The sequence below is a fragment of the Flavobacterium chungangensis genome (assembly GCF_042654045.1).
In the GTDB taxonomy this organism is placed as follows: Bacteria; Bacteroidota; Bacteroidia; order Flavobacteriales; family Flavobacteriaceae; genus Flavobacterium; species Flavobacterium chungangensis.
Genome location: NZ_JBHSFY010000018.1, coordinates 20387 through 46382 on the forward strand (window position 1 = coordinate 20387; position 25996 = coordinate 46382).

At 33.0% G+C, this 25996-nt stretch carries 26 protein-coding genes; 13 read left to right on the plus strand and 13 right to left on the minus strand.

What is annotated here, in order from left to right:
• The first annotated feature begins 297 nt into the window (after positions 1 to 297).
• Positions 298 to 747 carry a helix-turn-helix domain-containing protein gene (locus ACFO3N_RS22310; protein ID WP_379801034.1) on the plus strand — a complete coding sequence of 150 codons (450 nt, stop codon included), beginning with the start codon at positions 298 to 300 and terminating at the stop codon, positions 745 to 747.
• An 84-nt stretch (positions 748 to 831) separates the two neighbouring features.
• Here the strand turns inward: ACFO3N_RS22310 and ACFO3N_RS22315 are convergent, their stop codons facing one another.
• The gene (locus tag ACFO3N_RS22315) at positions 832 to 1383 is read right to left on the minus strand and encodes a 1-acyl-sn-glycerol-3-phosphate acyltransferase (RefSeq protein ID WP_379801035.1); all 552 of its coding nucleotides are present in this window, start codon (positions 1381 to 1383) and stop codon (positions 832 to 834) included.
• Between the two features lie 64 nt (positions 1384 to 1447).
• Between ACFO3N_RS22315 and ACFO3N_RS22320 the strand changes: the two genes are divergently transcribed.
• From ACFO3N_RS22320 to ACFO3N_RS22345, 6 genes are all read left to right on the plus strand, one after another.
• Positions 1448 to 2113: a spermidine synthase gene (locus tag ACFO3N_RS22320; RefSeq protein ID WP_379801036.1), complete on the plus strand. Its 666-nt coding sequence runs from the start codon at positions 1448 to 1450 to the stop codon at positions 2111 to 2113.
• A gap of 4 nt (positions 2114 to 2117) precedes the next feature.
• Positions 2118 to 2795, plus strand: a complete 678-nt coding sequence (locus tag ACFO3N_RS22325) for a peptidoglycan DD-metalloendopeptidase family protein (RefSeq protein WP_379801037.1) — start codon at positions 2118 to 2120, stop codon at positions 2793 to 2795.
• A 6-nt stretch (positions 2796 to 2801) separates the two neighbouring features.
• The gene (locus tag ACFO3N_RS22330; RefSeq protein WP_095931193.1) at positions 2802 to 3278 is read left to right on the plus strand and encodes a hypothetical protein; all 477 of its coding nucleotides are present in this window, start codon (positions 2802 to 2804) and stop codon (positions 3276 to 3278) included.
• An 11-nt stretch (positions 3279 to 3289) separates the two neighbouring features.
• On the plus strand, positions 3290 to 3814 hold the full coding sequence (locus ACFO3N_RS22335) for a hypothetical protein (protein WP_379801039.1): 525 nt from the start codon (positions 3290 to 3292) through the stop codon (positions 3812 to 3814).
• A 47-nt stretch (positions 3815 to 3861) separates the two neighbouring features.
• Positions 3862 to 4332 carry a nuclear transport factor 2 family protein gene (locus ACFO3N_RS22340; RefSeq protein ID WP_095931191.1) on the plus strand — a complete coding sequence of 157 codons (471 nt, stop codon included), beginning with the start codon at positions 3862 to 3864 and terminating at the stop codon, positions 4330 to 4332.
• Between the two features lie 96 nt (positions 4333 to 4428).
• Positions 4429 to 6171 carry an APC family permease gene (locus ACFO3N_RS22345; RefSeq protein WP_379801040.1) on the plus strand — a complete coding sequence of 581 codons (1743 nt, stop codon included), beginning with the start codon at positions 4429 to 4431 and terminating at the stop codon, positions 6169 to 6171.
• A gap of 235 nt (positions 6172 to 6406) precedes the next feature.
• Here ACFO3N_RS22345 and ACFO3N_RS22350 read toward each other — a convergent pair whose 3' ends face one another.
• On the minus strand, positions 6407 to 7894 hold the full coding sequence (locus ACFO3N_RS22350) for an aminotransferase class V-fold PLP-dependent enzyme (RefSeq protein ID WP_379801041.1): 1488 nt from the start codon (positions 7892 to 7894) through the stop codon (positions 6407 to 6409).
• 181 nt (positions 7895 to 8075) lie between these two features.
• On the opposite strand from ACFO3N_RS22350, the gene msrA reads away from it, so the two are divergent.
• Both msrA and ACFO3N_RS22360 read left to right on the plus strand, forming a co-directional pair.
• Positions 8076 to 8609: a peptide-methionine (S)-S-oxide reductase MsrA gene (msrA, locus tag ACFO3N_RS22355; protein ID WP_379801042.1), complete on the plus strand. Its 534-nt coding sequence runs from the start codon at positions 8076 to 8078 to the stop codon at positions 8607 to 8609.
• A 185-nt stretch (positions 8610 to 8794) separates the two neighbouring features.
• Entirely contained in the window at positions 8795 to 10363 is a 1569-nt protein-coding gene (locus ACFO3N_RS22360; RefSeq protein WP_379801043.1) for a protein adenylyltransferase SelO, read from the plus strand.
• Positions 10364 to 10481: 118 nt separating this feature from the next.
• Here the strand turns inward: ACFO3N_RS22360 and ACFO3N_RS22365 are convergent, their stop codons facing one another.
• Together ACFO3N_RS22365 and ACFO3N_RS22370 are read right to left on the minus strand one after the other, a co-directional pair.
• Positions 10482 to 11450, minus strand: coding sequence for a YpdA family putative bacillithiol disulfide reductase (locus ACFO3N_RS22365; RefSeq protein WP_379801044.1), 969 nt, complete (start codon positions 11448 to 11450; stop codon positions 10482 to 10484).
• Position 11451: 1 nt separating this feature from the next.
• On the minus strand, positions 11452 to 11925 hold the full coding sequence (locus ACFO3N_RS22370; protein WP_379801045.1) for a CYTH domain-containing protein: 474 nt from the start codon (positions 11923 to 11925) through the stop codon (positions 11452 to 11454).
• Positions 11926 to 12109: 184 nt separating this feature from the next.
• Between ACFO3N_RS22370 and ACFO3N_RS22375 the strand changes: the two genes are divergently transcribed.
• Together ACFO3N_RS22375 and ACFO3N_RS22380 are read left to right on the plus strand one after the other, a co-directional pair.
• Entirely contained in the window at positions 12110 to 13021 is a 912-nt protein-coding gene (locus tag ACFO3N_RS22375; protein ID WP_379801046.1) for an OmpA family protein, read from the plus strand.
• Positions 13022 to 13038: 17 nt separating this feature from the next.
• Positions 13039 to 13581, plus strand: a complete 543-nt coding sequence (locus ACFO3N_RS22380) for a hypothetical protein (protein WP_379801047.1) — start codon at positions 13039 to 13041, stop codon at positions 13579 to 13581.
• Positions 13582 to 13616: 35 nt separating this feature from the next.
• Here ACFO3N_RS22380 and menC read toward each other — a convergent pair whose 3' ends face one another.
• The 8 genes from menC to menD all read right to left on the minus strand — a co-directional run bounded on the left by menC (position 13617) and on the right by menD (position 22706).
• Complete coding sequence (menC, locus tag ACFO3N_RS22385) at positions 13617 to 14660, minus strand: o-succinylbenzoate synthase (protein WP_379801048.1); 1044 nt, start codon at positions 14658 to 14660, stop codon at positions 13617 to 13619.
• A gap of 93 nt (positions 14661 to 14753) precedes the next feature.
• On the minus strand, positions 14754 to 15992 hold the full coding sequence (locus tag ACFO3N_RS22390; RefSeq protein WP_379801049.1) for a tetratricopeptide repeat protein: 1239 nt from the start codon (positions 15990 to 15992) through the stop codon (positions 14754 to 14756).
• 183 nt (positions 15993 to 16175) lie between these two features.
• A complete protein-coding gene (locus tag ACFO3N_RS22395; protein ID WP_379801050.1) occupies positions 16176 to 16853 on the minus strand; it encodes a metal-dependent hydrolase in 678 nt (225 codons plus the stop codon).
• A 30-nt stretch (positions 16854 to 16883) separates the two neighbouring features.
• Positions 16884 to 17846, minus strand: coding sequence for a 1,4-dihydroxy-2-naphthoate octaprenyltransferase (menA, locus tag ACFO3N_RS22400; protein ID WP_379801051.1), 963 nt, complete (start codon positions 17844 to 17846; stop codon positions 16884 to 16886).
• 95 nt (positions 17847 to 17941) lie between these two features.
• Positions 17942 to 18775 (minus strand): 1,4-dihydroxy-2-naphthoyl-CoA synthase, encoded by an 834-nt coding sequence (locus ACFO3N_RS22405; RefSeq protein ID WP_012024845.1) that lies wholly within the window; start codon positions 18773 to 18775, stop codon positions 17942 to 17944.
• Positions 18776 to 19586: 811 nt separating this feature from the next.
• A complete protein-coding gene (locus ACFO3N_RS22410; protein WP_379801052.1) occupies positions 19587 to 20441 on the minus strand; it encodes a CvfB family protein in 855 nt (284 codons plus the stop codon).
• A gap of 171 nt (positions 20442 to 20612) precedes the next feature.
• Positions 20613 to 20954, minus strand: coding sequence for a DUF2853 family protein (locus tag ACFO3N_RS22415; protein ID WP_379801053.1), 342 nt, complete (start codon positions 20952 to 20954; stop codon positions 20613 to 20615).
• A 90-nt stretch (positions 20955 to 21044) separates the two neighbouring features.
• Entirely contained in the window at positions 21045 to 22706 is a 1662-nt protein-coding gene (gene menD / locus ACFO3N_RS22420; RefSeq protein ID WP_379801054.1) for a 2-succinyl-5-enolpyruvyl-6-hydroxy-3-cyclohexene-1-carboxylic-acid synthase, read from the minus strand.
• A 177-nt stretch (positions 22707 to 22883) separates the two neighbouring features.
• Between menD and ACFO3N_RS22425 the strand changes: the two genes are divergently transcribed.
• Both ACFO3N_RS22425 and ACFO3N_RS22430 read left to right on the plus strand, forming a co-directional pair.
• Positions 22884 to 24059, plus strand: coding sequence for a thioredoxin family protein (locus tag ACFO3N_RS22425; RefSeq protein ID WP_379801056.1), 1176 nt, complete (start codon positions 22884 to 22886; stop codon positions 24057 to 24059).
• 16 nt (positions 24060 to 24075) lie between these two features.
• Positions 24076 to 24573 (plus strand): GNAT family N-acetyltransferase, encoded by a 498-nt coding sequence (locus ACFO3N_RS22430; RefSeq protein ID WP_250836190.1) that lies wholly within the window; start codon positions 24076 to 24078, stop codon positions 24571 to 24573.
• A gap of 189 nt (positions 24574 to 24762) precedes the next feature.
• Here the strand turns inward: ACFO3N_RS22430 and ACFO3N_RS22435 are convergent, their stop codons facing one another.
• Complete coding sequence (locus tag ACFO3N_RS22435) at positions 24763 to 25350, minus strand: glutathione peroxidase (RefSeq protein WP_379801058.1); 588 nt, start codon at positions 25348 to 25350, stop codon at positions 24763 to 24765.
• Between the last annotated feature and the right edge of the window lie 646 nt (positions 25351 to 25996).

Consider the following 25996-nt stretch of genomic DNA (forward strand, 5'->3'; position numbering starts at 1 on the left):
TTTACAAAAGTAAATATCTTTATTTTTACAATTGTAAACAAACAGAAAATTTAATAATTTAGATTTGTAAACAGTTTTGTCAAGCATTTATTTATTTAAGCTTTAACTTGTTTCAATAGAGTTGTTTAAACCACTTATAGTTTATAAATATATTAATTTCAGTTAATTATAAAGCTTTATATAAATTTTATATTTAACATAAAACTAAACTCCTATTAAAAATGCAACAACAAGACAGAAACGCTTTTCTTTTTTGTTTACATTTGTAAATACAATAATTCAAAATATAAATTCACAATGGTAAACATAGATGATTTTGTAAAAAGACTCGAAACCATATTAGATTATTATGGTTTAAATGCTTCTACCTTTGCAGATAAAATTGGTGTACAACGTTCTAGTATGTCTCATCTTTTATCTGGTAGAAACAAGCCCAGTTTAGATTTTGTAATGAAAATTCTAGAGGTTTTCCCTGATGTTGATCTATATTGGATTTTAGTTGGGAAAGGAAGTTTTCCTAAAAACAACGATGAAAATTTAGAAATCCCAGAGTCTCCTACTCCAATTTCATCCAATGAAAATGTGGGTACCGATTTGTTTTCTTCCATTGAAAAAAATGAAGAAGAAAAAAGAGAAATAAAAAAAGTATCGCCTTCAAAAAATGTAACTATTAATTTTGAAGATGATGAAATTGAAAAAATAGTCTTATTCTATAAAAATGGAACTTTTAAAGCCTATTCTCCGTAATGCAAAAATTAGCGCGTATTTAATTCCTAGTCCAGAAAATTTTCAAATATGCGATTCTCGCGCGTTTGAAAAAAATCTCAGAAATTACAATTTCACTCCATTTTCAGGAATTTTTCCCAAAACTCCTTCGTAGTGTTTTTTTAAGATTTCAAAATCGGCTTCATAATTTCCAGTCGGATAAAATGGTTTGCCCATATTTACTTCTTTTTTACCCCAATCAAAAGCTACGGGAACAATTGGAACATTCGCTTTAAGCGCGATAAAATAAAATCCTGTTTTAATTTCTTTTACTTTTTTTCTAGTTCCTTCAGGAGCAACAGCCAAACGAAAGGTTTCTTTTCTATCAAAAATGGCAGCAATAGAATCTACTTTATTTAATCCGCCGGAACGATCTAAAGGTTCTCCTCCAACGTTTTTAAAGTAATAACCAAACGGAAAACGAAACAATTCTTTCTTTCCTACCCAATTCATCTGCAGTTCAGAGATACCTCGAGTAAAAAGTCCGATATAAAAATCATGATTACTCGTATGAGGCATCACCATGAGAATACATTTTTTAATTTCTGCATTTTCGATTCCTACTATTTTCCAGCCCATTAGCTTAAAAAAGACGAATTTATAGAATAGTTTTTTCATTAAAGATTCAATATTTCGTGCAAAATAAAAGATTTAATGGTAAATTTGAGTAAAAGCATAAAAAATGATTCGAAAATTTTTCAGTTACTTAATTCCAATAAAAATATTTAAGAAAAAATCGACCAGAAGTAAAATAATCGAAGTTACCTGGGCAAATGGAGAATTAGTATTGGACACTGAAAACACAAATTATTCGTACGGAAGTCTACAACGTATATTAAGGTACGGACTTCGAAATATTGGTTACGATAAAATTCTAAAAATGGAGCACATCTTATTATTAGGTGTAGCTGGCGGAAGCGTAGTTAAAACACTAGTAGATGAGATCGAATACAAAGAAAAGATTACTGGCGTAGAAATCGATCCCGATATGATAGAGATTGCAAATCAGTATTTTAATCTTAATCAAATTAAACAGTTGGAAGTAGTTATTGATGATGCATTTGAATTTGTTTTAAAAACAAAAGAGAAATACGATCTCATAATAATTGATATTTTTGAAGATATACATATGCCTAACTTTTTGTTTGAGAAGTTTTTTGTAGATAGAGTGTGCACGATTTTAAAAGATGCTGGCTTTGTTTTATTCAACACCATGATATTAGACGAAGCGCATAATGTTCGAAATAGAAAGTATGTGACAGAAGTTAATCCGAAATTTTTTCAAACCAAAATGCTGCCCCGAATCGAAGTACATAATGAATTAATAATTATAAATAAAGTTGCCTAGTTTTATGAAGCCCCTAACCTCAATCTTAAATGCCCAGCCACCTACTAAAATTATTGATGCCTCAATTAATATTTCAGAATACACACCGTTAAATTTATCGGTTTCGAATGAGGAATTAGTAAGTCAAAAATTGGATACCTCAGAAGATTTTGAAAAATACATTTCAAAATTTTTAAAAGAAAACAATGCTAAAGTTGCCTTTGGCGGTTATATAGAAGGAAGATTTTTATATCAAAGAAGTCCTATTTTTTTGGACGTATCCAAACCCGAACGTAATATTCACATCGGATTAGATTTATGGGCCGAAGCTGGAACAGCCGTGCTTGCTGCCCTTGACGGAATTGTTCATAGTTTTAAAAACAATATTGGTCTGGGCGATTATGGACCGACCATTATTTTAGAACATGAAGTAGAAAATGAGAAATTTTATACTTTATACGGACATTTATCGTTAGAAAGTATAGAAAATTTAAATATCGGAGACCAATTTAAGAAAGGCGAAAAGATTGCGACTTTAGGAAATGCCTCAGTAAATGGAGATTACGCCCCTCATTTGCATTTTCAGATTATCCATAATATTGGCGATTATTGGGGAGACTATCCAGGCGTCTGCAATACAAATGACCTAAACTTTTATATCGAAAATTGTCCCGATCCTAACTTATTATTAAAAATTACTTAAATAGTTATGAAGAAAGCAGGATTGATTATATGTTTGTTATTGCTAATTGGATGTAAGTCGAAAACAGTAAGTAGAGATACAGAAGATTTAAAAATTAAAAAAGTTTCTGGAGAAGAAGTAAATGCAAATCAGCAGCGAAAAGCGTATGATTTAGGAAAGAGAGTTTTAGAAACTTGTAACACTTCAAAATTTAAACCTTTTAATGAAACTGAAGTTACTAAATCGGTTATGGAAAACACTACAGAAGAGCGTTTGACAAAGACCTGCCAAAGATTTAGACAATATTACGGAAGTTTTATAGATTTAAAATTAGATGGAGTTTACAAAACCAAACAAGAAGTCATTTACCGCTATCATGCCTTGTACACTAAAAAAGTGGCCAATAAGGAATTACGCATTTTTGTAAATGAAGACAATCTTATTTCTGCCATAAAATCTATGGATTGGGATGAGAAATTTGATGCCAAATTAGCCGAACAATAAATACCATATATATGAATTTTAAACTGCCACTACTCCTATTATTTTTTATTTCAACTTTTGCTTCAGCACAGCAAACAATGAGTGTAAAAGGTTCAGCTCCCTGTCCAGCAACACAAGAATACACTTTTATTTGCGAAAAATATGCTTACTCTGGCGAAATTAGTGTTCAAATAGCTAAGACGGAAAAAGGAGGTATTTTAAAACTAACTATTTCAACAGCAAGTGACAAAGCAAAAATTGCTGGTGGCGTTTATGTCGATTTAACCAATGCAGATGTAATTGCCTGTACAGATAAGAACGTAAAAGAATCTGCAGACGGAAAAACAACTGCCTACTATTATTTTACGCCTGCTGAATGGCTGAAACTTAAAAAGACCGATATTTATGCGATAAGGTTTATAATTGCTGGAGGGCCAGATATTTCAGGGAATTTAACGGGACATTTTACAGCTTACAGCAAAGTGAAGTATTTCTCAACAGCATTTGATAAAACTAAAAAAACATTTGATACAGCAAAAGAAATTAGTGTTTTGTAATGATTTTTTAATTTAATAAACCTTATATTTAACATAAATATATTTTTATGAATGCAAATGAGGCTTTAATTGCAAAATTCTATACTGCTTTCGCGAATGCAGATGCTAAAACGATGAGTGAATGCTATCATCCGAAAGTTCATTTTATAGATCCAGCTTTTGGATTATTAAAAGAAGAACAGGTTTCTAAAATGTGGGAAATGTTACTTCTAAAAAGTAAAGGCAATTTAAAAATCGAATTTTCAAACGTAACTGCCGATGATTCGACTGGTTCAGCAAATTGGACCGCTACCTATAATTTTAGCAAAACAAATAGAAAAGTTGTCAATAAAATCTCTGCCCACTTTATTTTTCAAGACGGATTAATTATCAAACACACCGATAGTTTTGATGTCTGGAAATGGTCAAAACAAGCTTTTGGCATTACTGGCTATTTATTAGGCTGGACCGGCTTTTTTCAGAAGAAAGTCCAATCGCAAGCCTTATCAGCACTAAAACAATTTCAGAATGCCAAATAAAACAATACGTTACAACTAGATATCACTATTTGCCTCACGCCCGATTCTAATTTTTTTGTTACTTAATTTTACTAAAAGTGTAAATTTTAGATACTAATGAAAGAAATCGTACACAAAAAATTAAATGAATTACAGGCAACTGCAATTTGCGGAAACGACATTAGCTCTTCTTGCTTATATGTTTCAGCCTTGACCATTTTATACGCAGGTCAATATGCTTGGATTTCACTTCTAATTGTTGCTGTTGTATTATTTCTTTTCCGTAAAATTTACGCTGAAGTTGTTGGAGCAATTCCCTTAAATGGTGGTGCTTACAATGTTTTATTAAACACTTCGACCAAACGTCTGGCTTCTTTAGCAGCGACTTTAACGGTTTTATCCTATATGGCAACTGCTGTAATTTCTGCTTCTGAGGGAATGCATTATTTGCATGGAATCTTTGAAGGTCTAAATGTAACCATTGCAACAGTAGTCGTTTTAATTCTGTTTACGGGATTAGCCATTTTAGGAATCGGAGAATCGGCATTTGTGGCCGTCATTATTTTTATGACACATTTAGGAACCTTGACTTTGTTGGTTTTAGCGTCAATCTGGTTTGTCCTAACACACGGATTAGATACTTTTCATATCAATTGGCAAACACCAATTTCGTCAGGAAGCATACAAACGGCTCTTTTTCTTGGCTTTTCGGCAGCCATGTTAGGGATATCAGGTTTTGAGAGTTCAGCCAATTTTGTTGAAGAACAAGAACAAGGCGTTTTTCCTAAAACGCTTCGAAACATGTGGGGAATCGTAAGTTTCTTCAATCCCGTAATTGCTATTTTGTTAATCAGCGTAATTCCGCTAACAGAAGTTGGAGAAAACAAAGAATCACTTTTAGCGCATTTAGGAGAAACAACAGGTGGGTCTTGGTTAGCATGGATGATCTCTATAGATGCTGTCATGGTGCTTTGTGGAGCCGTTTTAACCTCATTTGTAGGAGTTTCAGGGCTTTTGAACCGAATGACATTAGACCGAATTCTTCCTAATTATTTTCTAAAACAAAATAAAAGAGGTTCTCATTATAGAATTGTTTTAAGTTTTCTAATTCTTTGTATTTCTGTTCTTTTTGCGACAAACGGGCATTTGGAATCTCTTGCTGGAGTTTATACTTTTTCATTTTTAGCCGTTATGGCTCTTTTCGGAATCGGAAATCTGCTTTTAAAATACAAACGCAGAAAACTGCCAAGACCAGAACGTGCGCGAGGTATTGCGGTCGTAATTGCAGTAGCTTCTGTAATAGCTGCTTTTTTTGGAAACATGCTTCTCAACATCAATACGTTTTATACCTTTTTGCAATATATGATTCCAGCCTTACTTTTTATTGGAATTATGCTTAATCGTGTTATTTTAATACGTCTATTAATAGAAGCTTTAGAATATTTCTATCAGCCATTGCGCAAGATGGTTATTCTCAGTAATCGTTATCTGGAAAAACTAAGTTCCGAAATTAACTCTCAAGAGTTTGTTTTCTTTACAAAAGGAGATGACATTACGATCTTGAACAAAGTCTTACAATACGTTGAAGACAATGAAACCACGAAGAAACTAAAAATTGTTCATGTCAAAAAAGATCCTGTAGACAACGAAGCGCTTAAAAAAGATCTAGAAGTTTTAGATCGCGCTTACGGCGGACTAGATATAGAATACATCGAAATTGAAGGCACATTTGGTCCCGAAATAATCGACGAGCTTTCTGAAAAATGGAAAATCCCAAAAAACTTTATGTTTATCGGTTCTCCAGGAAACAAATTCTCTTACCGTGTAGCCGATCTTGGTGGTGTACGATTGATTATGTAATTTTTATGAAGCAGAAAAATTTGTGTTTTCATAAGAAATAACAAATTAATTGCCTTAGAAGACCTTTGTCAAAGTTTCAAACTTTGACAAAGGTTATACGTAAAATTGACAAACCCGACAGGTTTCAAAAACCTGTCGGGTTTACTAAACTTTGCGTTCTTTAAAAATATTTTTATAGAAAAAACTTTTGCGAACTTTGCGTATATCTTAGCGAACTTTGCGGTTAAATAAAAATCTAAGATTTAAACCAACTTTCAACTAGTTCATCTTCAAACGAAGTTGCATCTTTATGAATAAACTCGTTACGCATTTTATCATAAGAATAATCCAAAGCCCAAGTTTTATGATTTGCTGCCAACTCTTTTATACTTTCACAAACAAAAGCAATTTCCTTATCTGTAGTCGTTGGGTGAATCGACATTCTAATCCATCCCGGTTTTTTGATTAAATCACCAATTGTAATTTCATTAACCAGCTTATTGGAAGTTTCTTGATCAACATGCAATAAATAATGACCGTAAGTTCCCGCACAACTGCACCCGCCTCTAGTCTGAATTCCGAAACGATCGTTTAAAATTTTAACGCCCAAATTAAAGTGAAGATCATCAATAAAGAATGAAATGACCCCAAGACGCTCTTTGTGCTGCCCTGCTAAAATTTTGATATTTTCGACAGAATCCAATTGAGAGAAAACATAATCAACAATTTCGTGCTCGCGCTCCATGATGTTTTCAATCCCCATTTCTTCTTTCAATTCGATGGCAAGCGCAATTTTAATAACCTGTAGAAATCCTGGTGTTCCACCATCTTCACGATCTTCAATATTATCAATATATTTATGTTCGCCCCAAGGATTTGTCCAACTTACCGTTCCTCCGCCAGGGCAATCAGGAATCATATTGTTGTATAATTTCTTATTGAAAATTAAAACCCCAGAAGTTCCAGGCCCTCCTAAGAATTTATGTGGAGACATAAAAACAGCATCTAAATAGGCTTCTGGATCAGCAGGATGCATATCTATTTCTACATAAGGTCCAGAACAAGCAAAATCAACAAAACAAACACCATTGTACTGATGCATCAATTTTGCCGCTTCGTGAAAAGGAGTTCTTAATCCAGTAACATTTGAACAGGCTGTAATAGAAGCGATTTTTATCGTTCTATCTTTATATTTTTCTAATAAAACTTCAAGGTTTTCTAAATTGAAAAGTCCTTTCTCGCAAGAAGGAATAATTTCTACATCTGCAATAGTCTCCAACCAAGAAGTCTGGTTAGAATGGTGCTCCATATGCGAAATAAAGACAATTGGCTTTTTCTCAGCAGGAACATTGGTAAAACCTTTCAAATTTTCAGGAATTTTCAATCCTAAAATACGCTGAAACTTATTGATAACTCCCGTCATTCCAGTTCCATCTGTAATTAGCACATCATCATGATTTGCATTAGCATGACGCTTAATAATATGTCTAGCATGATGATACGCTTTTGTCATGGCAGTACCAGAAACAGTCGTTTCTGTATGTGTATTGGCAACAAATGGCCCAAATTGATTCAATAATTTTTCTTCAATAGGACGATATAATCTTCCGCTGGCAGTCCAATCGGTGTAAATTATTGATTTTCTGCCATAAGGTGACGTAAATTCTTGGTTTATACCGATAATATTTTGTCTAAATTCCTGAAAATACGTTTCCAGGGTCATGGTACTATTTTTGCTATTCATTAGTTGTGCCTGTGTTTGAGTGCAAATATATAGTTTTTTTATAAAATTGCGAATTTATCAATACTAAACTTCAAACACCACGTAACCGTTTGGTATTTTTAGTTAAAAGAACTTTTTTTTAATAAATTATCATAATATCCTATCGAATTAATAGGCATTAAATTTAAAGAAAGCATTATTTATGGGAAATTTATCAGTTGCTACCTTTGGTGGCGGATGTTTTTGGTGTATTGAAGCTGTAATTCAGCGTATAAAAGGTGTAGAATCTATAAAATCAGGTTATTCAGACGGATTTATAAAGAATCCTGCTTATCGCGAAGTATGCACAGGTAGAACAGGACATGCTGAAGTGATTCAAGTAACTTTCAACCCTGACATAATTTCATATCATGACTTAATTTTCATATTCATGACAAGTCATGATCCAACAACTTTAAATCGTCAAGGTGGCGATAGCGGAACGCAATATCGTTCTATAGTTCTGTATCATAATGAGGAACAAAAAGAAATTGCAGAAAAAGTATTTGAAGAAGTTCAGCCTGCATATCCAGATCCAATTGTAACGCAATTAAAGCCTTTTGAAGTTTTTTACGAAGCCGAAGATTATCATCAGAACTATTATAATGAAAATCAAGAAGCTGGATATTGCCAAGTTGTAATTGATCCTAAAATTCAAAAACTTAAAAAAATGTACGCTGATAGGTTAATTGGCTAAATTTAGTTCTAGCCACAGATTACACAAATGAAAGATTAAAATTATCTCTGAATTAGATTTGTCACCCTGAGCGAAGTCGAAGGGCGTTCCAATTGGACTTGAGCTTCGACTTCGTTCAGCCTGACAAAGACAGGGATAACATCCTTCTATTCTGTATAATATGTGGCAAAAAGAAAATCAACAAAATGAAAAATCTTAAAATAAAAAATCGTTTTACTGCCGAATTACCTGCCGATCCAGATTTGACAAATGAAATTCGTCAGGTTAAAGACACGCTGTTTTCGTATGTAAATCCAGTAAAACCTTCCAATCCAAAATTGATTCATGCTTCTCAAGAAGTTGCTGAATTGGTTGGGATTTCTAAAGATGAAATTCAATCAGAAGAATTTTTAAATGTTTTTTCTGGAAAAGAAATTCTTCCAGAATCACGTCCTTATGCAATGTGCTATGCAGGACATCAATTCGGAAACTGGGCGGGACAATTAGGCGACGGTCGCGCAATCAATTTAATGGAAGTTGAAAACAACAATCAATTTTATACTCTGCAATTAAAAGGAGCTGGAAAAACTCCCTATTCAAGAACTGCAGATGGTTTAGCTGTTTTACGTTCTTCTATAAGAGAGTATTTATGTGCCGAAGCAATGCACTATTTGGGTGTTCCTACTACTCGATCGCTTTCTCTTGCTCTTTCTGGAGATCAAGTTTTTAGGGATATTTTGTACAACGGAAACCCTGCTTATGAAAAAGGTGCGATCGTTTGTCGTGTTGCTCCCTCATTTATTCGTTTCGGAAGCTTCGAGATGCTTACGGCTCGAAATGAGTTGAGAAATTTGAAACAGTTTGTAGAATATACAATTCGGCACTATTTTCCTGAAATAAAAGGAGAACCAAAAGAACAATATTTACAATTCTTTCAAAAAGTTGCCGATACAACTCGCGAAATGATTCTGCATTGGCAACGTGTCGGATTTGTGCATGGTGTTATGAATACCGATAATATGTCGATTCATGGAATCACAATCGATTATGGCCCATACGGATGGCTTGAAAATTATGATCCAGACTGGACGCCAAATACAACAGACAGTCAAAATAGAAGATATCGTTTCGGAAATCAGCCTCAGGTAGCACAATGGAATTTGTTTCAATTAGCCAATGCACTTTATCCTTTGGTTAATGAAGCTGCACCTTTAGAAAAGATCTTAGATTCATTTATGACAAAGTTTGAGAATGATTACAAAATAATGTTTTTAAGCAAATTAGGAATCTTTACTTCAAGTGAATCTGATGATAAATTTATTAAAGGTTTAGAAGAAATTTTGCAGTTATCAGAAACCGATATGACTATCTTTTTTAGAAATCTGAGTAAAATTAAAAAAGAAGATTCTGTAGAACAAGCATTCGAAAAAATTGAATATGCATTTTATATTCCAGAAGAAATAAGAGAAAATATTCTCGATGCTTGGCAAAAATGGTTTACGGTTTATTTGAAAAGATTAAATGCCGAAGTGCTTTCGGATGAAGAAAGAGCTTTAAAAATGAATCAAATTAATCCAAAATATGTACTTCGAAATTATATGGCTCAATTAGCCATAGATGCTGCAGATAAAGAAGATTACGCTCTGGTTGATGAATTATTTCAGCTTTTGAAAAATCCATATGACGAACAGCCTGAATCTGAAAAATGGTTTGCAAAACGTCCAGATTGGGCAAGAACTAAAGTTGGCTGTTCTATGTTATCTTGTAGCTCTTAATATCAAAAGGTTCTCGACTCCGCTCGAACTGACAAACGTATTTAGTTACAGATTTGTCACATTGAGCGAAGTCGAAATGCTTTTTAGCTCTAAAAATATAGCTCAAAAGACAAATTTCTTAATTTGAGCTTATATAATCTACAATCAGATTAGCATGAATTCTAGAGTTTTCTATAAACCATTTATGCGTCTGCATTCCGCCGCAAACTACTCCGGCAAGAAATAAACCCTCTACATTAGTTTCCATGGTTTCGGGATTATAAACTGGAATTTTTAATTCATCGTCAGAAAGTTTAATTCCCATTTTTTCTAGAAAAGTCAAATCTGGTTTATATCCTGTTAAAGCTAGAACGAAATCATTTTCAATTGTAACTTTTCCGTTTGGAGTTTCAATTTCTACTTCATTTTCTCTAATTTCGGTGATATTAGATTCAAAATAAGCTTTAATACTTCCTTCTGCAATTCGGTTTTCAATATCGGGTTTAACCCAATATTTTACACGGCTATTAATTTCGTTTTTACGAATTACCATGGTAACCTCTGCTCCTTTTCTCCAGCATTCTAAAGCCGCATCTACAGACGAATTATTAGCGCCTACAACCAAAACTTTTCTAAAAGCATATTCGTGCGCTTCTTTATAGTAATGGCGTACCTTGGGTAAAGCTTCACCTAAAACATTCATTTCAATCGGAATATCATAAAAACCTGTCGCGACTACAACGTTTTGAGCTTCATAATTTCGTTTATCTGTTGTAATCTTAAAAATTGCATTTTGTTTCTCAACACTCAGAACCTTTTCAAATAAATTGATATTGAATTTAAAATAGCGATGAATGTTTCTGTAATATTCCAAAGCTTCCTGACGTCCTGGTTTTGGTGCCAAACAATTAAACGGAATCTCGCCAATTTCTAATCTTTCTGCTGTAGAAAAAAAAGTCATGTAGAGCGGATAGTTGAAAATGCTATTTACGATCGCACCTTTTTCTATAATTAAATATTTCAGTTTTTTCTTTTCTGCTTCTATCGCACAAGCGAGACCAATTGGCCCGCCTCCCACAATAATAAGGTCGTATTTTGATTCTGTCATTTTATTTTTGCCAATCTTTATATGGATTTTTGCTCAAGTAAGCATTGTAATATCTTTCGTCGTTTGTTACTTCTTCGCCCAACCACTCTGGTTTTTCAAAAGTTTCATTTTCAGAATTTAACTCGATTTCAGCCATTACCAAACCTTCATTTTCTCCATAAAATTCATCTACTTCAAAGATATGCTCACCAGATTTTATTTCGTAGCGTGTTTTTTCAATTTTGCCCTTTTCGCATAATTTCAATAGCTCTTTTGCTTCATCTAGCGGAATTTCATTTTCCCATTCAAAACGAGACATACCACCACTATGGCTTATTCCTTTTATGGTTATAAAGCCTTTTTGCCCTTTAATTCTAATCCGAACTGTACGCTCAGGAGCAGAACTCAAATAACCTTGGGCAATATTATTCTGATTAAAAGCTTGACTCTTGAAATCATCCGATTTTACAAGAAACTTTCTTTCTATTTCAACCATTTTAACTGTAGATTATTTTTTTATGCAAGTTACTCATTTTAATCATGTTTTTGAACGTGTAAAAGTCGAAAAACAAGTCAATTTATTTTGCTTCACTTTAATGCCGAAACATTAAAATAACTGATTATTAATGTGTTATGATTATTATTTTAATTAAATTTGATAGAATCTTAATCCGAAATATATGTCTAAAAAAGCACTTTACCTGTTAGGCATTGCAATAACCATCATTTTGGGTACTTTTTTATATCTGAAATTTTGCTGCAATTGCTGCGAAAAAACAACAACGGACATTACTCCAAAAACAGTTACTCCTACTGCCACAGAGCCCAATTTTGTTCCGTTTGTATTAAATGGTCCCGGACTTAATTATCAGACAAATGATAATTTGAAGTTCCTTAAAAACAGTGCAAAGCTTATTATGCCTGTAAGCGACTCGGTCACAACTGGCATTGATAACTTAAAGAAATTCTTAGAAGCAAATCCGAAACAAAAAATTACAATAACCGGTTACGCGACTTCGGACGAAACAAATTCTACTACTTTTGAAAATCTTGGTCTGGCAAGAGCTAATGATGTTAAAAATTATTTTGTTTCTGAAGGACTGTTAGAAAATCAGTTTTCTACGAAGGGTATCATTATAGACAAATGGAAAATGAGTGGCGACACACTTCTTGGGCCTGCAGAATATTTATTTGAAGCGATAGATTCTACTGCAACATCAAATGATGAGTGGAGCGCATTAAAAGCAAAAATAAATGCTGATCCGTTAATTCTGCACTTCAACACCAATAAATCTAGCGAGAAATTAAGCGATTTGGAGAAGCAAAAAGTTACTGACATCGCCAAATATGCCGAGAATGTAAAAGATGCGGTGATTGTCGTTATTGGGCATTCTGATAATGTTGGTAATCGCGATTCAAATATTGTTCTAGGACAAAAAAGAGCCGATTTCTCAAAAAATTATCTCTCTAAAAACGGAATCGATAATGCGAGAATTGAAACACAATCTAAAGGTCCTGACGAGCCTATTGGCGATAATAATACTGCAGAAGGAAAAGCTTCAAACAGACGAACTGTAATTACCATTAAATAACATAAAAATATACGATCATGAATATACCTTGTATCTTAATACCTATTCTAATAGGCTTAATTTGTGGAATCTTAGGTTATTTACTAGGAAAAATGAATTCTAAAAATGATGATTCGCTTTCAGCATCGCTTCAAGCTGATTTAGATGCCTGTAAAGCGAATACACGAAACTTAAATGCAAAAATCGCTACACTAGAAGCAGATTTGGCGGCAAAAACCAAAGCTTCGGTACAATCTTTTGCAACTGCACCTGCAGACATTGTTTTTGATGCTGGTTTGGCGGCAAATGTCTTAGGCAAGAAAATTAAAGAAAATGATTTAAAAATTGTAGAAGGAATTGGTCCTAAAATAGAAGCTCTGTTTAATGCCTCAGGAATTAATACCTGGTACGAGCTTTCACAAGCTTCTACCGAAAAAATGCAGTCTATTCTAGATGCTGGCGGAGAAAATTACGCCATGCATAATCCGAGCACATGGGCTAAACAAGCACTCTTTGCTTATCAAGGCAAATGGCAGGATTTAAAAGAATGGCAAGAAAATCTTTTGGGTGGGAAAGAGTAAAAAATAGGTTCAAAGGTTCAGAGATTTTACCTTTATTACTCTGTACCTTTGAACCTTTCCCAATTCTTAGAAGAATTGTACCAAAGTTTTCCATTTTTTACTTCAAGTGGGCAATCTATATTATTAGTATATAATGCTCCTGTTCCTAAACCTTGTGGCATATCCGAATTTAAAGTAAAGGTCCATTGTGCAATGGCATTCAATCCGATATTGCTTTCTAATGCCGAAGTAATCCACCAACCTATATTATGTTTTTCTGCTAGAGTAATCCATTCCTGAGTACCACGGAAACCACCAATAAAGCTTGGTTTTAAAATGATGTATTGGGGTTGGATTTCTTGAAGCAATTTTTCTTTTTCTTCAAATGAAAACACTCCAATAAGCTCTTCATCCAACGCAATTGGAAATGGAGTTTGTTTGCACAATTCTGCCATTTCTGAAATATGGCCTTTCTTAATTGGCTGTTCTATGCTATGAAGTTGAAATTGATTTAATTGATTCAGCTTATCTAAAGCCTCTATTGAAGAAAAAGCACCATTAGCATCTACTCTGATTTCTATTTCTTCTGGAGAAAAATGGCTTCTAATGTATTGCAATAATTCTAATTCTTTATTGAAATCAATAGCACCAATTTTAAGTTTTATACAGTTAAAACCGTCTGCCAATTTCTCTTCTATTTGCTGTTTCATAAAAGCAGCTTCACCCATCCAAACTAATCCGTTTATAGGAATTGAACTCGTGTTTTTTGTAAAATCTGAAGGGAATAAAATGTATGGATTCTCGCTTTTAAGAGACAAGAAAGCCATTTCTAAGCCAAATTGAATAGAAGGAAATTCTAGTAAAGCGTTCCAAAGTTCGGTTTCTCCTAAATGAATGTTATCGCAAGCCCATTTTAATTTTTCTTCGTAGTCCTCACGGTCATCTGCACTTAAGCCACGAAGTATACCGCACTCTCCTATTCCTTTTTTGCCATTTTCTTCCAGAATTATAAACCAAGTTTCTTTCTCGGTCATAATCCCTCTTGAAGTTCCTGACGGGCGTTTAAACTCTAATAAATATTTTTGATATGATGCTTTCATTTTTTTAAAGATGCTAAGACGCTAAGACGCTAAGATGCTGAGTTGCTAAGCTAAAAAAAATAGACTTTAAGAAGCACTTCATGGCTCAGAAACTTAATTGTATAATTTTAAGACTTTTTCAAAATCTTTTGTTGGTAAACCTGCTTTTTCAAATGCTGCAAAGTCTAATTTTGTTTTGGCAATCCAGCTTAAGCTGTCTGTTACATTTTGCGTTTGGTACTTTTTGTAAATAGCTTTAGCAGCACTATAATCATCGCTTACCAAATAAGTATGCGCTAGATTTAATTTCACTAATAATTCGGTATCATCCAATTTTTCGCCTTCCAAAAGTACTTTTAATGCTTTTGCATATTGTTTGGTCAAAATATAACAATAACCTAAAGAACTGTAATCTAATGCAGTTGCTTTGCCTTCGCTTACAATCGTGTTTAATTTTGGAATTGCCTCGTTGTATTTTTGAGCCTTAATTAAAGAAGCAACTTGCGTTCTCAAATCGTTGAATACATTTTTAGAAATATCGGCATCTTTGTAACAGCTGTTTCCAAAATCTTTGTACACTTTTGTCTTTTCTACGGCTAATAATTTTTGAAACTCGTCGTAACGATATTGCTTCATAATTTTATTTAAAATACAAACACAGAAATCGTCTGAATTGGCCATTTTTTGTGCCATTGTAGACGTTTTGCACAAACTTATAATTTCGTTTTTATTGTCTTGATTCCAACCGCGGCTTAATTTAGTATCAACCCAAGGCACCACTTCTATAACAACTTTCTGACTCAAGATCCAATTTTTGCTTTCAAAGCCAAACCAAATAGTACTTATATCTTCTTTTAAACAAGAAGATTTGTTTACAGATAAACGTTTGGCATCTTTGCTTACAGGTTCTGCCTGAGAATAGCAAGCATTGTCAATTTTACCGTCTGCAATATATTTTTTAGCATTTTCATTAGACGTAAAAATCGAATAAGTGCATTTGTCATCTCCTGAAATTTTTGACATCAGGAAAACAGCACCAGCCGAACCCTGGGTTACTCCTGTTGGATCTGGAATTGCTTTTAATAAAGAGACCAAACTATTGGCCATTTCTTGATTTTTGTCTAAAAGTGTGATTCTATATACAATTTCTGTAGTTCCAACCGGTAAATCTTCTGTTGGTATAGAAATTCTATCTCGCGCAGGAACCATAATTTCTTTGGTTGTAGCTCGTTCTTTATCCCAATAACCGTCTTTTTGTGCAAACGCATTACTGGAAATTGCGATAAATAGTAAGAATAGGATTGGTTTGAAAGTTGAATTTTGTGATGATGCTTTAATTGCCACTGATTTCACAGATTAAAATGATTTTTACTTTAAAAAACTTTAATTCAATTAACATAGATTATGCCAAATAACTTTCTTATGGAATTGAGTGCCCTAGCCCCGATAGCAGCGATATCCTTTTGTGGCGGGGTTCGCCACAAAAGATATAGCGTATAGCGGGATTAGCTCTTTCGACTCCGCTCAGGATGACAATTATAATTCAATAGAATCTCCGATTGGTAAAAGCATTAAATCTTTTCCTTTATCGAAAAATTTACGGATTGCTTCTTCATGATTGATTTCGATATAGCCAAAAGTGTCAAAGTGATATCCTAAAACTTTGTCACATTCTACAAAATCTGAAGCAATAATAGCATCTTCAACATCCATTGTAAAGTTGTCTCCAATTGGAAGAATTGCTAAATCTAATTTTGTACGAAGCGGAATCAATTTCATATCGTAAGTCAAAGCAGTATCTCCAGCGATATAGATATTTTTATGTTCTCCTTCGATTACAAAACCTCCAGGATTTCCTCCGTAAGAACCGTCAGGAAAACTGCTTGAATGAATTGCGTTTACATATTTTACTTTTCCGAAATCAAATTTCCAGCTTCCACCGTGATTCATTGGGTGAGAATTGAATCCTTTTTTTGCGTAATAGCTAGCAATTTCAGCATTAGAAACAATAACTGCCTTTGTATTTTGAGCAATTGCCTCAACATCTAGAACGTGATCGGCATGCGCATGCGTCAATAAGATATAATCGGCTTTTATTGTGCTAAGATTGATTGATGCTGCTTGTGGATTTCCGGTAATAAATGGATCCACAATGATATGTTTTCCTCCTACTTCAATTCCCAATGAAGCATGTCCGTAGTATGTAATTTTCATTTTTTTACCTTTTAAATTAAACGTTTATTTTTATCTACCTCCTAAAAAGAGGTTTACAATGATATCTGAAATCAAAGAAATCATACACACTGTAAGTAGTATAGAAAGTAAGAACGTGCTTAATGCCAGTTTCTTTAATTCTGGATCTAATAATTTTGGATCTTGATTTTTGTAAACCGTGATCAAATGTTTTGTCAACGGAATATAAGCCAATAAAAACAAGTATTGATCGAAGTTGTAATCGCTTAAAATAGCAAATGCAACTACTAATACCATTGCAGTAATGATTAGAAAAAAGTGGTAGTTTTTAGCTTTTTTAGCCCCTAATTGCACTACAATTGTATTTTTGCCCGATTTTTTATCAGATTCCTGATCGCGCATATTGTTTAGATTTAAAACCCCAACACTCAATAACCCGATTGCAACGGCTGGAAGAATCAAAAGCGGATCAACTTCTTTTGCGTACAAAAAGTTTACGCCCAAAGTACTCACTAATCCGAAGAAAATGAAAACAAATAAATCTCCAAATCCTCTATAACCATAAGCAGAATTACCAACTGTATAGCGAATTGCAGAAACAATAGCCGCGATTCCTAATAATAGAAAAAATATTGAATATCCGAAATTGTCTTTTCCAAAAGCAAAATAAATTAATATGATGGCAGACAATAAAGTTAAAAGCGAAGTAATAATAATGGCTTTTTTCATGGCCTGAGGCGTAATAACACCACTCTGAATAGCGCGTTGCGGCCCTACTCGATCAGCGTTATCAGTACCTTTTACTCCATCGCCATAATCGTTTGCAAAATTGGATAAAACCTGTAATCCTAACGTTGTCAATAGAGCAAAACCAAAAACTTTCCAGCTGAATACTTCTGTCGGAGTGTTAATCGTTTCTGTTGGATTTGACAATGCATAAATACTTCCAACTATAATTCCGGAAACTGATAAAGGTAATGTGCGCAGTCTAGCGGCTTCAATCCAATGTTTCATTCTATTTTTTAGTTTATATGGTTTAAAGTTTCAGGTTTCAAGTTTTTCGCAGAACGTATAACATGAAACTTGAAACTTGGAACAATTTTATTAAATTAAGGTAACCACTTATTTTCACCGAAGTTTGGTTTTCTTTTTTCTAAGAAAGCGTTTCTTCCTTCTTTTGCTTCTTCGGTCATGTAAGCTAAACGAGTTGCTTCTCCTGCAAAAACTTGTTGTCCGACCATTCCGTCGTCTGTCAAATTCATTGCGAATTTTAGCATTTTTATAGATGTTGGTGATTTTTGAAGAATTTCTTGTGCCCACTCGTAAGCGGTAGCTTCTAACTCGTCATGTGGAATTACAGCATTTACCATTCCCATTTCAAAAGCTTCTTGAGCAGAATAATTTCTACCTAAAAAGAAGATTTCGCGAGCTTTTTTCTGACCCACCATTTTAGCCAAATATGCCGATCCGTAACCACCGTCAAAACTTGTTACGTCTGCATCAGTTTGTTTAAAAATGGCATGTTCTTTACTTGCAAGCGTCATGTCGCAAACTACGTGCAAACTGTGTCCGCCACCTACAGCCCATCCTGGAACCACTGCAATTACTACTTTAGGCATAAAACGAATTAAACGCTGTACTTCTAAGATATTTAAACGGTGTTGTCCGTCGTCTCCAACGTATCCTTGGTGTCCACGTGCATTTTGATCTCCACCGCTGCAGAAAGAATAAACTCCGTCTTTTGTTGAAGGCCCTTCAGCTGAAAGTAAAACTACACCAATCGAAGTATCTTCTTGTGCATCATAAAAAGCTTGGTATAATTCTGAAGTAGTTTTAGGACGGAATGCATTTCTAACATTAGGTCTGTTAAAAGCTATTCTCGCTACTCCATTGCATTTTTTATAAGTTATATCTTCAAATTCTCTGGCTGTAATCCAATCCATTTTGATTTTTTGTTTAAAAATAATTATAGGGTAAAAATAAATCATTTTTACTACTTTACCTACTCAATCGCTCTTAAGTCTTTGCTAAATTGACTTCTAATGTTAACAATTAGTATTTACTTACAAAAAATAACATTTTTTAACATTAGTTTAGAAAAATAATAATTAATTTTACACCCTAGAAATCAATGAGATACAAAACATTTCAAAGATTTCAGATTGATTTTCTTTCACTGATTTATTAACCTAAAAAATGATTTTTTTGAGAAAATTTAAAAAATTTGTCGCTCATTTTTTTAGGGTTTTAAGTAACAAACCTCAATTAAAGGAGCAAATGATTTATGTGTTTGTCGAAACTTCAAAAAGAAAAAAGTAACACCTAAGGTTAAATGTTAGAATTGTCTATTGATTAGTATAGAAATGATAACGAAAAGAGGAAAAAAGTACTAATTCACAACTTTCTAAAAGTTATTTTATAAACCAATGGATGAGCCGTGAAATTCTCTTTTTTGCTTTTAAGATAGGTGCATTGATTATTTAAAAGACATACCATCGATGGGACGATCTCTAAAATACGTAAAGCCATTGTCCTGAGATGAATTCGAATTATTTTATTTCTGTTTTTTTTTAATTACAATTTTTTTTAAAACTGAATAAAAAGCGAAAGGCTGCTTGTAATGAGCAGCCTTTCGTGTTATAATAATTTTGCTAGCGCAAAATAAATTCCAAAAAATAAAAATTCCAAATTCCAATGGATTGCGTTGAATCAATCTTGGAATTTGGAATTTAAAATATTGGGATTTTTAAGTTTTTATTCTTTTACCAAATAAATTCCGTCTTCTTTAATTTCGATCAGTTTTTCTTTGTATAATGAGCCAATTGCTTTTTTGAAAGACTTTTTACTCATTTTCAAAACGGTTTTAATGTCTTCTGGATGAGAATTATCGTTTAAACGAAGGAAACCTCTGCTAGCTCTTAATTCACTTAAAATCTTATCTGCATTGGGTTCTATACTCTCAACACCTTGAGGATGAAGCGCAACATCAATTTTGTTATCAGGACGAATGTTTTTAATATAACCGCGCATTCTGTCGCCGGTTCTTATCGAATCATCATAAACTTCATCTTTGTACAAAAGTCCTTTATGTTGTTCGTTTATAATAACATTAATTCCCATATCGGTAATATGAGACACGATTAAATCTACTTCTTCTCCTTTTTCAACCGTCAACTTTTCATTACTCAAAAATTGATTGGTTTTACTTGAAGCCACCAAACGATTGGTCTGTGTGTCTAAATATAAATAAACCAAATAGCGTTTTCCTTTTTCCATCGGACGCGCTTGTTCTTTAAACGGAACCAAGATATCTTTTTCCATTCCCCAGTCCATAAACGCACCAACGTTATTAATGTAATTTACTCTCAAAAGAGCAAACTCATTAAGTAAAATGTACGGAACCAAAGTTGTTGCAACTGGTCGCTGTTCATGATCTAAGTAAACAAAAACGATTAATTCTTCGCCAATTTCAAATACTTTTGGTACATATTTATTGGGAAGCAAAACATCGTGAACGCCATCTGGATCGTTTTCAGGATCTCCTAAAAACAAACCAACTTTAGTATCACGCAATATAGTTAGGGTATTGTATTTTCCTATTTCTAGCATTTTCTAAATATTCTAAGTTGATTATACAACTAAGTTTGTGAGGTGCAAAGGTACGAAGTTTGGCATCGTACAAAGAAATTAATTTAACAAAACTTAATTTGTAGGTAAAAAATAGAAAATCCCTTTATAAGTAGAAGTTATAAAGGGATTTTGAATTATCTCAAACTTAGATTATTTGAAGATGCTTTCTTTTTTAAAATGTACTGTCAGTAAATAATAAACTACAGCTCTATATTTGTGTTTATTTGATTTCCCGTATTTTTCCATAACGGCATCAATTCCTTTGTCTAAATCTGGACCACTACTTAAACCTAACTTCTTGATTAGAAAGTTGTTTTTTACGGTATCCAATTCTGATTGTTGCGAAGAAGCTACTGTAGAGGCGTCATTATTATAAATTGATGGACCACAAGCAATTGTGACTTTTGTTAGTAGATCTACATCAGCTGTAATACCACATTTCTCTTTTAAATCAGTAGTGTACTTTTTAATTAGTTCTTCTCTCTTGCTCATAACTATAAATTTAATTTGGTGAATAATGCACCAAATCTATAGCTAAAGAACCAATAAATCAATAATTTTAACAAAATTTTTCTTTCAAATTCAATACAAGTATCTAAAATATTGTTTTAAAATTTGATCATTCTCAAATGTTGGCGTAAATACTTCCAAAATTGCTGGGGCATCATCTGAACTATATAAGGATTGTATTCCGCTTTCTAAAGATTGATTCTCTTTTGCTGCATAATAATTAAAATTATACATCTTAGCCAAATGTTCCGCTGTAAGATTATGAGAGGTCTCAAAATACGTATTGAAAACAGGTTTTTCTTGATGTCCTGGCAAAATTCTAAAGATTCCTCCTCCTCCATTATTAATCAAAATAATTTTGAAGTTTTTTGGAATGTATGAATTCCATAAAGCATTACTATCGTACAAGAAACTAATATCTCCAGTTACAAAAACAGTTTGTTTTTCATTTCCAACCGCTGCACCAATTGCTGTAGAAGTGCTTCCATCAATTCCGCTTGTTCCGCGATTACAGAAAACTTCAATAGAACTATCAATATCGATTAATTGCGCATAGCGAATTGCAGAACTGTTGCTAATTTGGAGCAGACTGTTTTTAGGAAGTGATTCTATTACTTTTTCGAAAACCTTAAAATCAGAAAATTCAATTTTACTTAAATATTCTTTTCTTCTCTCTAATCTCGTCTGGTACACGGTATCTACATTATTAAAATAGTTGCTTTTTACAAATGTTGTTTTTGATAGCAAGTCTTTAAAGAAATCATTTGGTCGCATCTGAAAATGTTTTGTCAGTGCTCCAAATGTATCATACGCTCTTAAAGTATCAATATGCCAATGGTGTTCTGGTTTGTATTTTCGCAAAAATCCTTTAATTCTTTTTGAGACAACCATTCCTCCAAAAGTGATTAAAACCTGAGGGTTAAACTTCTTAAAATCAAAATCATCAAAAGGCGTAATTAAAGTATCTATTGAATTGATAAAACTAGGATGATGCAGATTTGATGTTGTTTCTGTCAACACCACAATTGACGGATCTGAAGCTAAATTTTCAATAACTTCTTTATCGATTGCATTTGCTTCGTTAACTCCAACTAAGATTAATTTTCGCTTGGCAGTATTCCAAATAGAAACTATCTCGTCGCTATTTTCTATTGCTAAAGGAAAAGCTTCTGGCTCAGGGTTTGTAATTATGGGCTGTACAGAAAGCTCTGCTGTTGTTTCGTATAAAGGTTCTTCAAAAGGTGCATTAATATGAACTGGACCTTTCTTTTTAATTGCGGTTTCAATTGCCAAATTGATTTTTAAATCATTTTCTTCTGAAGCTTCTTCGGTCAAATTTGCATTAAAAACAGAATGATTAGAGAAAACATTTTCTTGACGAATCGTTTGTCCGTCACCAATATCAATTTTACTCTGAGGACGATCGGCAGAAATTACAATTAAAGGAATTTGACTGTAAAACGCTTCCGCGAAAGCGGGATAATAATTCAGCAAAGCCGATCCTGAAGTACAAACAATTGCAGTTGGCTGTTTGGTTTGCTGTGCAATTCCTAGAGCAAAAAAAGCGGCACATCGCTCGTCTGCAATACTGTAGCAAGTAAAGTTTGAATTTTGAGCAAATCCGATAGTTAAAGGTGCATTTCTAGATCCTGGAGAAATTATAATATTAACAATGCCTTTGGCAGATAAAATTTCGATAATGCTTTGTGCAAGCGCTATTTTGGGGTAAATCATTCCGGTCGTGTATTACTTTTTTTAAAGAAAAATCCTTATTTAATCTTTCTTTCTCTTGCTTACAAAGTTACAAACTTCGCACTTGATTTATATTATAATTAGGAATATATTAAGGCTCTTTCTCAAAAAAGGGGATATATTTGTAAAATCGAATAATTAATAAAAGCCAGACTTACTATGCGTTTCTTATTTATACTTTTTTTATCTGTTACTTTTCAAACCATAACTTCTCAGAATCAATTTGTTCCTGTTGATGTTCCATACAAAACGGCTTTAGAAAATGCAAAAAAAGAAGGAAAACCGCTTTTTGTAATGCTTTATGCCGATTGGTGCCCGCATTGTAATTTAATGAAAACTGAAGTTTTAAATGATCCAGCTGTTATTGATTTTTTGAATAAGAATTTTGTATGCACTTATAAAAATATTGAAAAAGAAGAAGGAATTGCTTTGAAGAATAAATTCAATACAAAATCACTTCCTACTTTTTTATTTCTTGATACCAATGAAACGCTAATTTATGCTCTAAAAGGAGAAATGAAAAAAGCGGAGTTTCAAAATGAATTGCGTTACGCTTTAAATCCGAAAATGCAATTGCCCTATTTAGAAAAGGAGTTTCTTGCCGATCCAAGCAATTCGGATAAATTCTTTACTTATTTAAATACTCTAAAAAAAGGAAAAGACAGAACTGAGTTATCAATACCAACCCACGTATATTTGAATACTCAAACGGATAATCAATTGGTTAGCGAATTAAACTGGCGAGTTATAGCCAATGGTGTTACCGATATTAAATCTAGAGAATTTCAGTTTGTTTTAAACCATCAGAAGGAATTTGCTGCTGTAGCGTCTCAAAATCGTGTTGACCGTAAAATTGAAAGTATCGTAAACGAATTGCTTCGTCCTCTAGTTGATAATTTAGATACGGTAAACTATTATAAACAAAGAGAAATCGCCAAATCTATTCGATTGCAAAAAACGGATTCTTTGGTTTTTAAATATGATTTGACATTAGCAGAAAGAACTGAAAAATGGAATTTCTACAAAAAAGTTACTCTTGAAGATACTCAGAAATTAGTTTGGAACGATGCAAGTTTTTTAAAGGATATCGGAAATACTTACTTTAAACATATTAAAGATACAGAAAGTTTAAAAAAGGCTATTTCTTGGGTAGATCGCTCTTTAGAATTAAATGATTCTTACGACGGTAATTTACTTGAAGCTAAACTTTACAATAAAATAAAGAATAAGAAAAAAGCTTTGGAATATGCCAAAAATGCCAAAGCCATTGCTAAGGAAATGGATTGGAACTCTAAAGAAGTAGACGTTCTATTGGCTGAACTGAATACCAAATAAATCGCAATAATTACCAATGAGCATTATTTTAAGACCTGCAACCACAAACGATTTGCAAAAGATTCTGGAAATTGTAAATCACTCTATTTTACATACTACCGCTAATTACAGCTACGAGATTCAAACTTTGGAAGTTCAAACCAAATGGTTTGAAGATAAAAAAGCTAAAAATCTTCCTGTAATTGTAGCCGATTTAGATGGCGAAGTAGTTGGTTTTGGGAGTTATGGCCAATTTAGAGAGAAAATAGGGTATCAATATACCGTAGAGCATTCTGTCTATGTAGTGGATAATATTATAGGAAAAGGAATTGGTTCTAAACTTTTGACAGAATTAATTCGTTTAGCAAAAGAACAAGGTTATCATGTTATGATTGGCGCCATTGATGCTGATAATGCAGGAAGTATTGCTTTTCATGAAAAATTCGGATTTGTAGCTACAGGCACGATTCGTGAAGTTGGCTACAAATTTGACCATTGGCTGGATTTGGTTTTTATGCAACTTATTTTAGTTTAACCGCAAAGGATGAAGATTCTTTATTCTTTGTCATTCTGAGGAACGAAGAATCACACAAGTAATTCCATATAGTAATTCTCCAATCTTTGTCGAATTCCGAGTGTGATTCTTCGTTCCTCAGAATGACAAAAAAATCCACAAATTTGATTATTTCAATTTTGTGGATTTTTTGGTTTAGATAGTTATGCTTTAGCTTTTAATCCAATTGATTACTTCCGGTTCTGTAACTAAAGTTTTTGGTTTAATTACTTTTACTAGTTCCCCTTTTTCGTTGATTAGGTATTTTTGAAAATTCCATTCTACTTCAGAATCTTGCAAACCGTTTCTAGACTTCTCGGTTAAGAATTTATACACTTCACACATATCACTTCCTTTAACTGAAACTTTGTTCATCATCGGGAAAGTTACACCGTAATTTTGCTGGCAGAATGTTTCGATTTCTTTAGCCGTTCCAGGTTCTTGTGAAGCAAAATTATTTGCTGGAAATCCAACAATTACAAAACCTTTATCTTTATATTCTTTGTAAACCGCTTCTAAATCTTTGTATTGTGGAGTTAAGCCGCATTTTGAAGCTGTGTTAACAATCAAGATTTTTTTGCCTTTTAAAGACGCAAAGTCAAAAGTATCACCTGATAAATCTTCTACTTTAAATTGATAAATTGTTTCTTTAGCCATGGCTTTATCTTTTTTAGATAATTTGTTTGCATTAGTTTGAGCATTTAACCCTGTTGCTGACAAAAGAGCTGCTCCAAATAGCATTAATATTATTTTTTTCATCTGATAATTTTTTATAAAATTAGCTAAAATCCATTTCACAAAAACTATTTTAAGTCTATAATTTTTGCCAATCAAAAGTTAAATAAAAAATTGAAGCCTAACGTTAATCAGACGTTAGGCTTCCCCCATACAAACAAATCAAACCATGAATTAATTATTATGCAATCTTTTAATAAATTATAGTTGATGACACTCGGTTATGTCGAAAATTTCTTCAACCCCCATATGTCAAACGTCTTTAAAAAAAATCTCTTATTGGCTTGTATGATGAAAACTTAAATCCTAAAATTGTCGAATGACATATTAAAAAAATCTTCTTTTTTTGGAAGTCCGAGTGCATCAACTATTTAATATTTTTAAACTACTTCGCTATCAATTCTTATTACTAATACAGCTTGTTAAAGCATCTTTCAAAAATTCACTTTCAGAAAAACTGATCAGTGTCAAAACTGTTGTTAATCCAACTATTAATATTCTGACTATTATCTTGCTATCCATATGTCTATAATGCTATTATAACAACAGTTTTTCTATTTTTCTATGAATCTATTAAGATTTTTCTGGCCTTATAAATACATTTACGTAATTGGATTGTTTTTGGTTTTAAAAAAAATGAAAAAAAATACATTTTTTTTTGAAGCCTTAA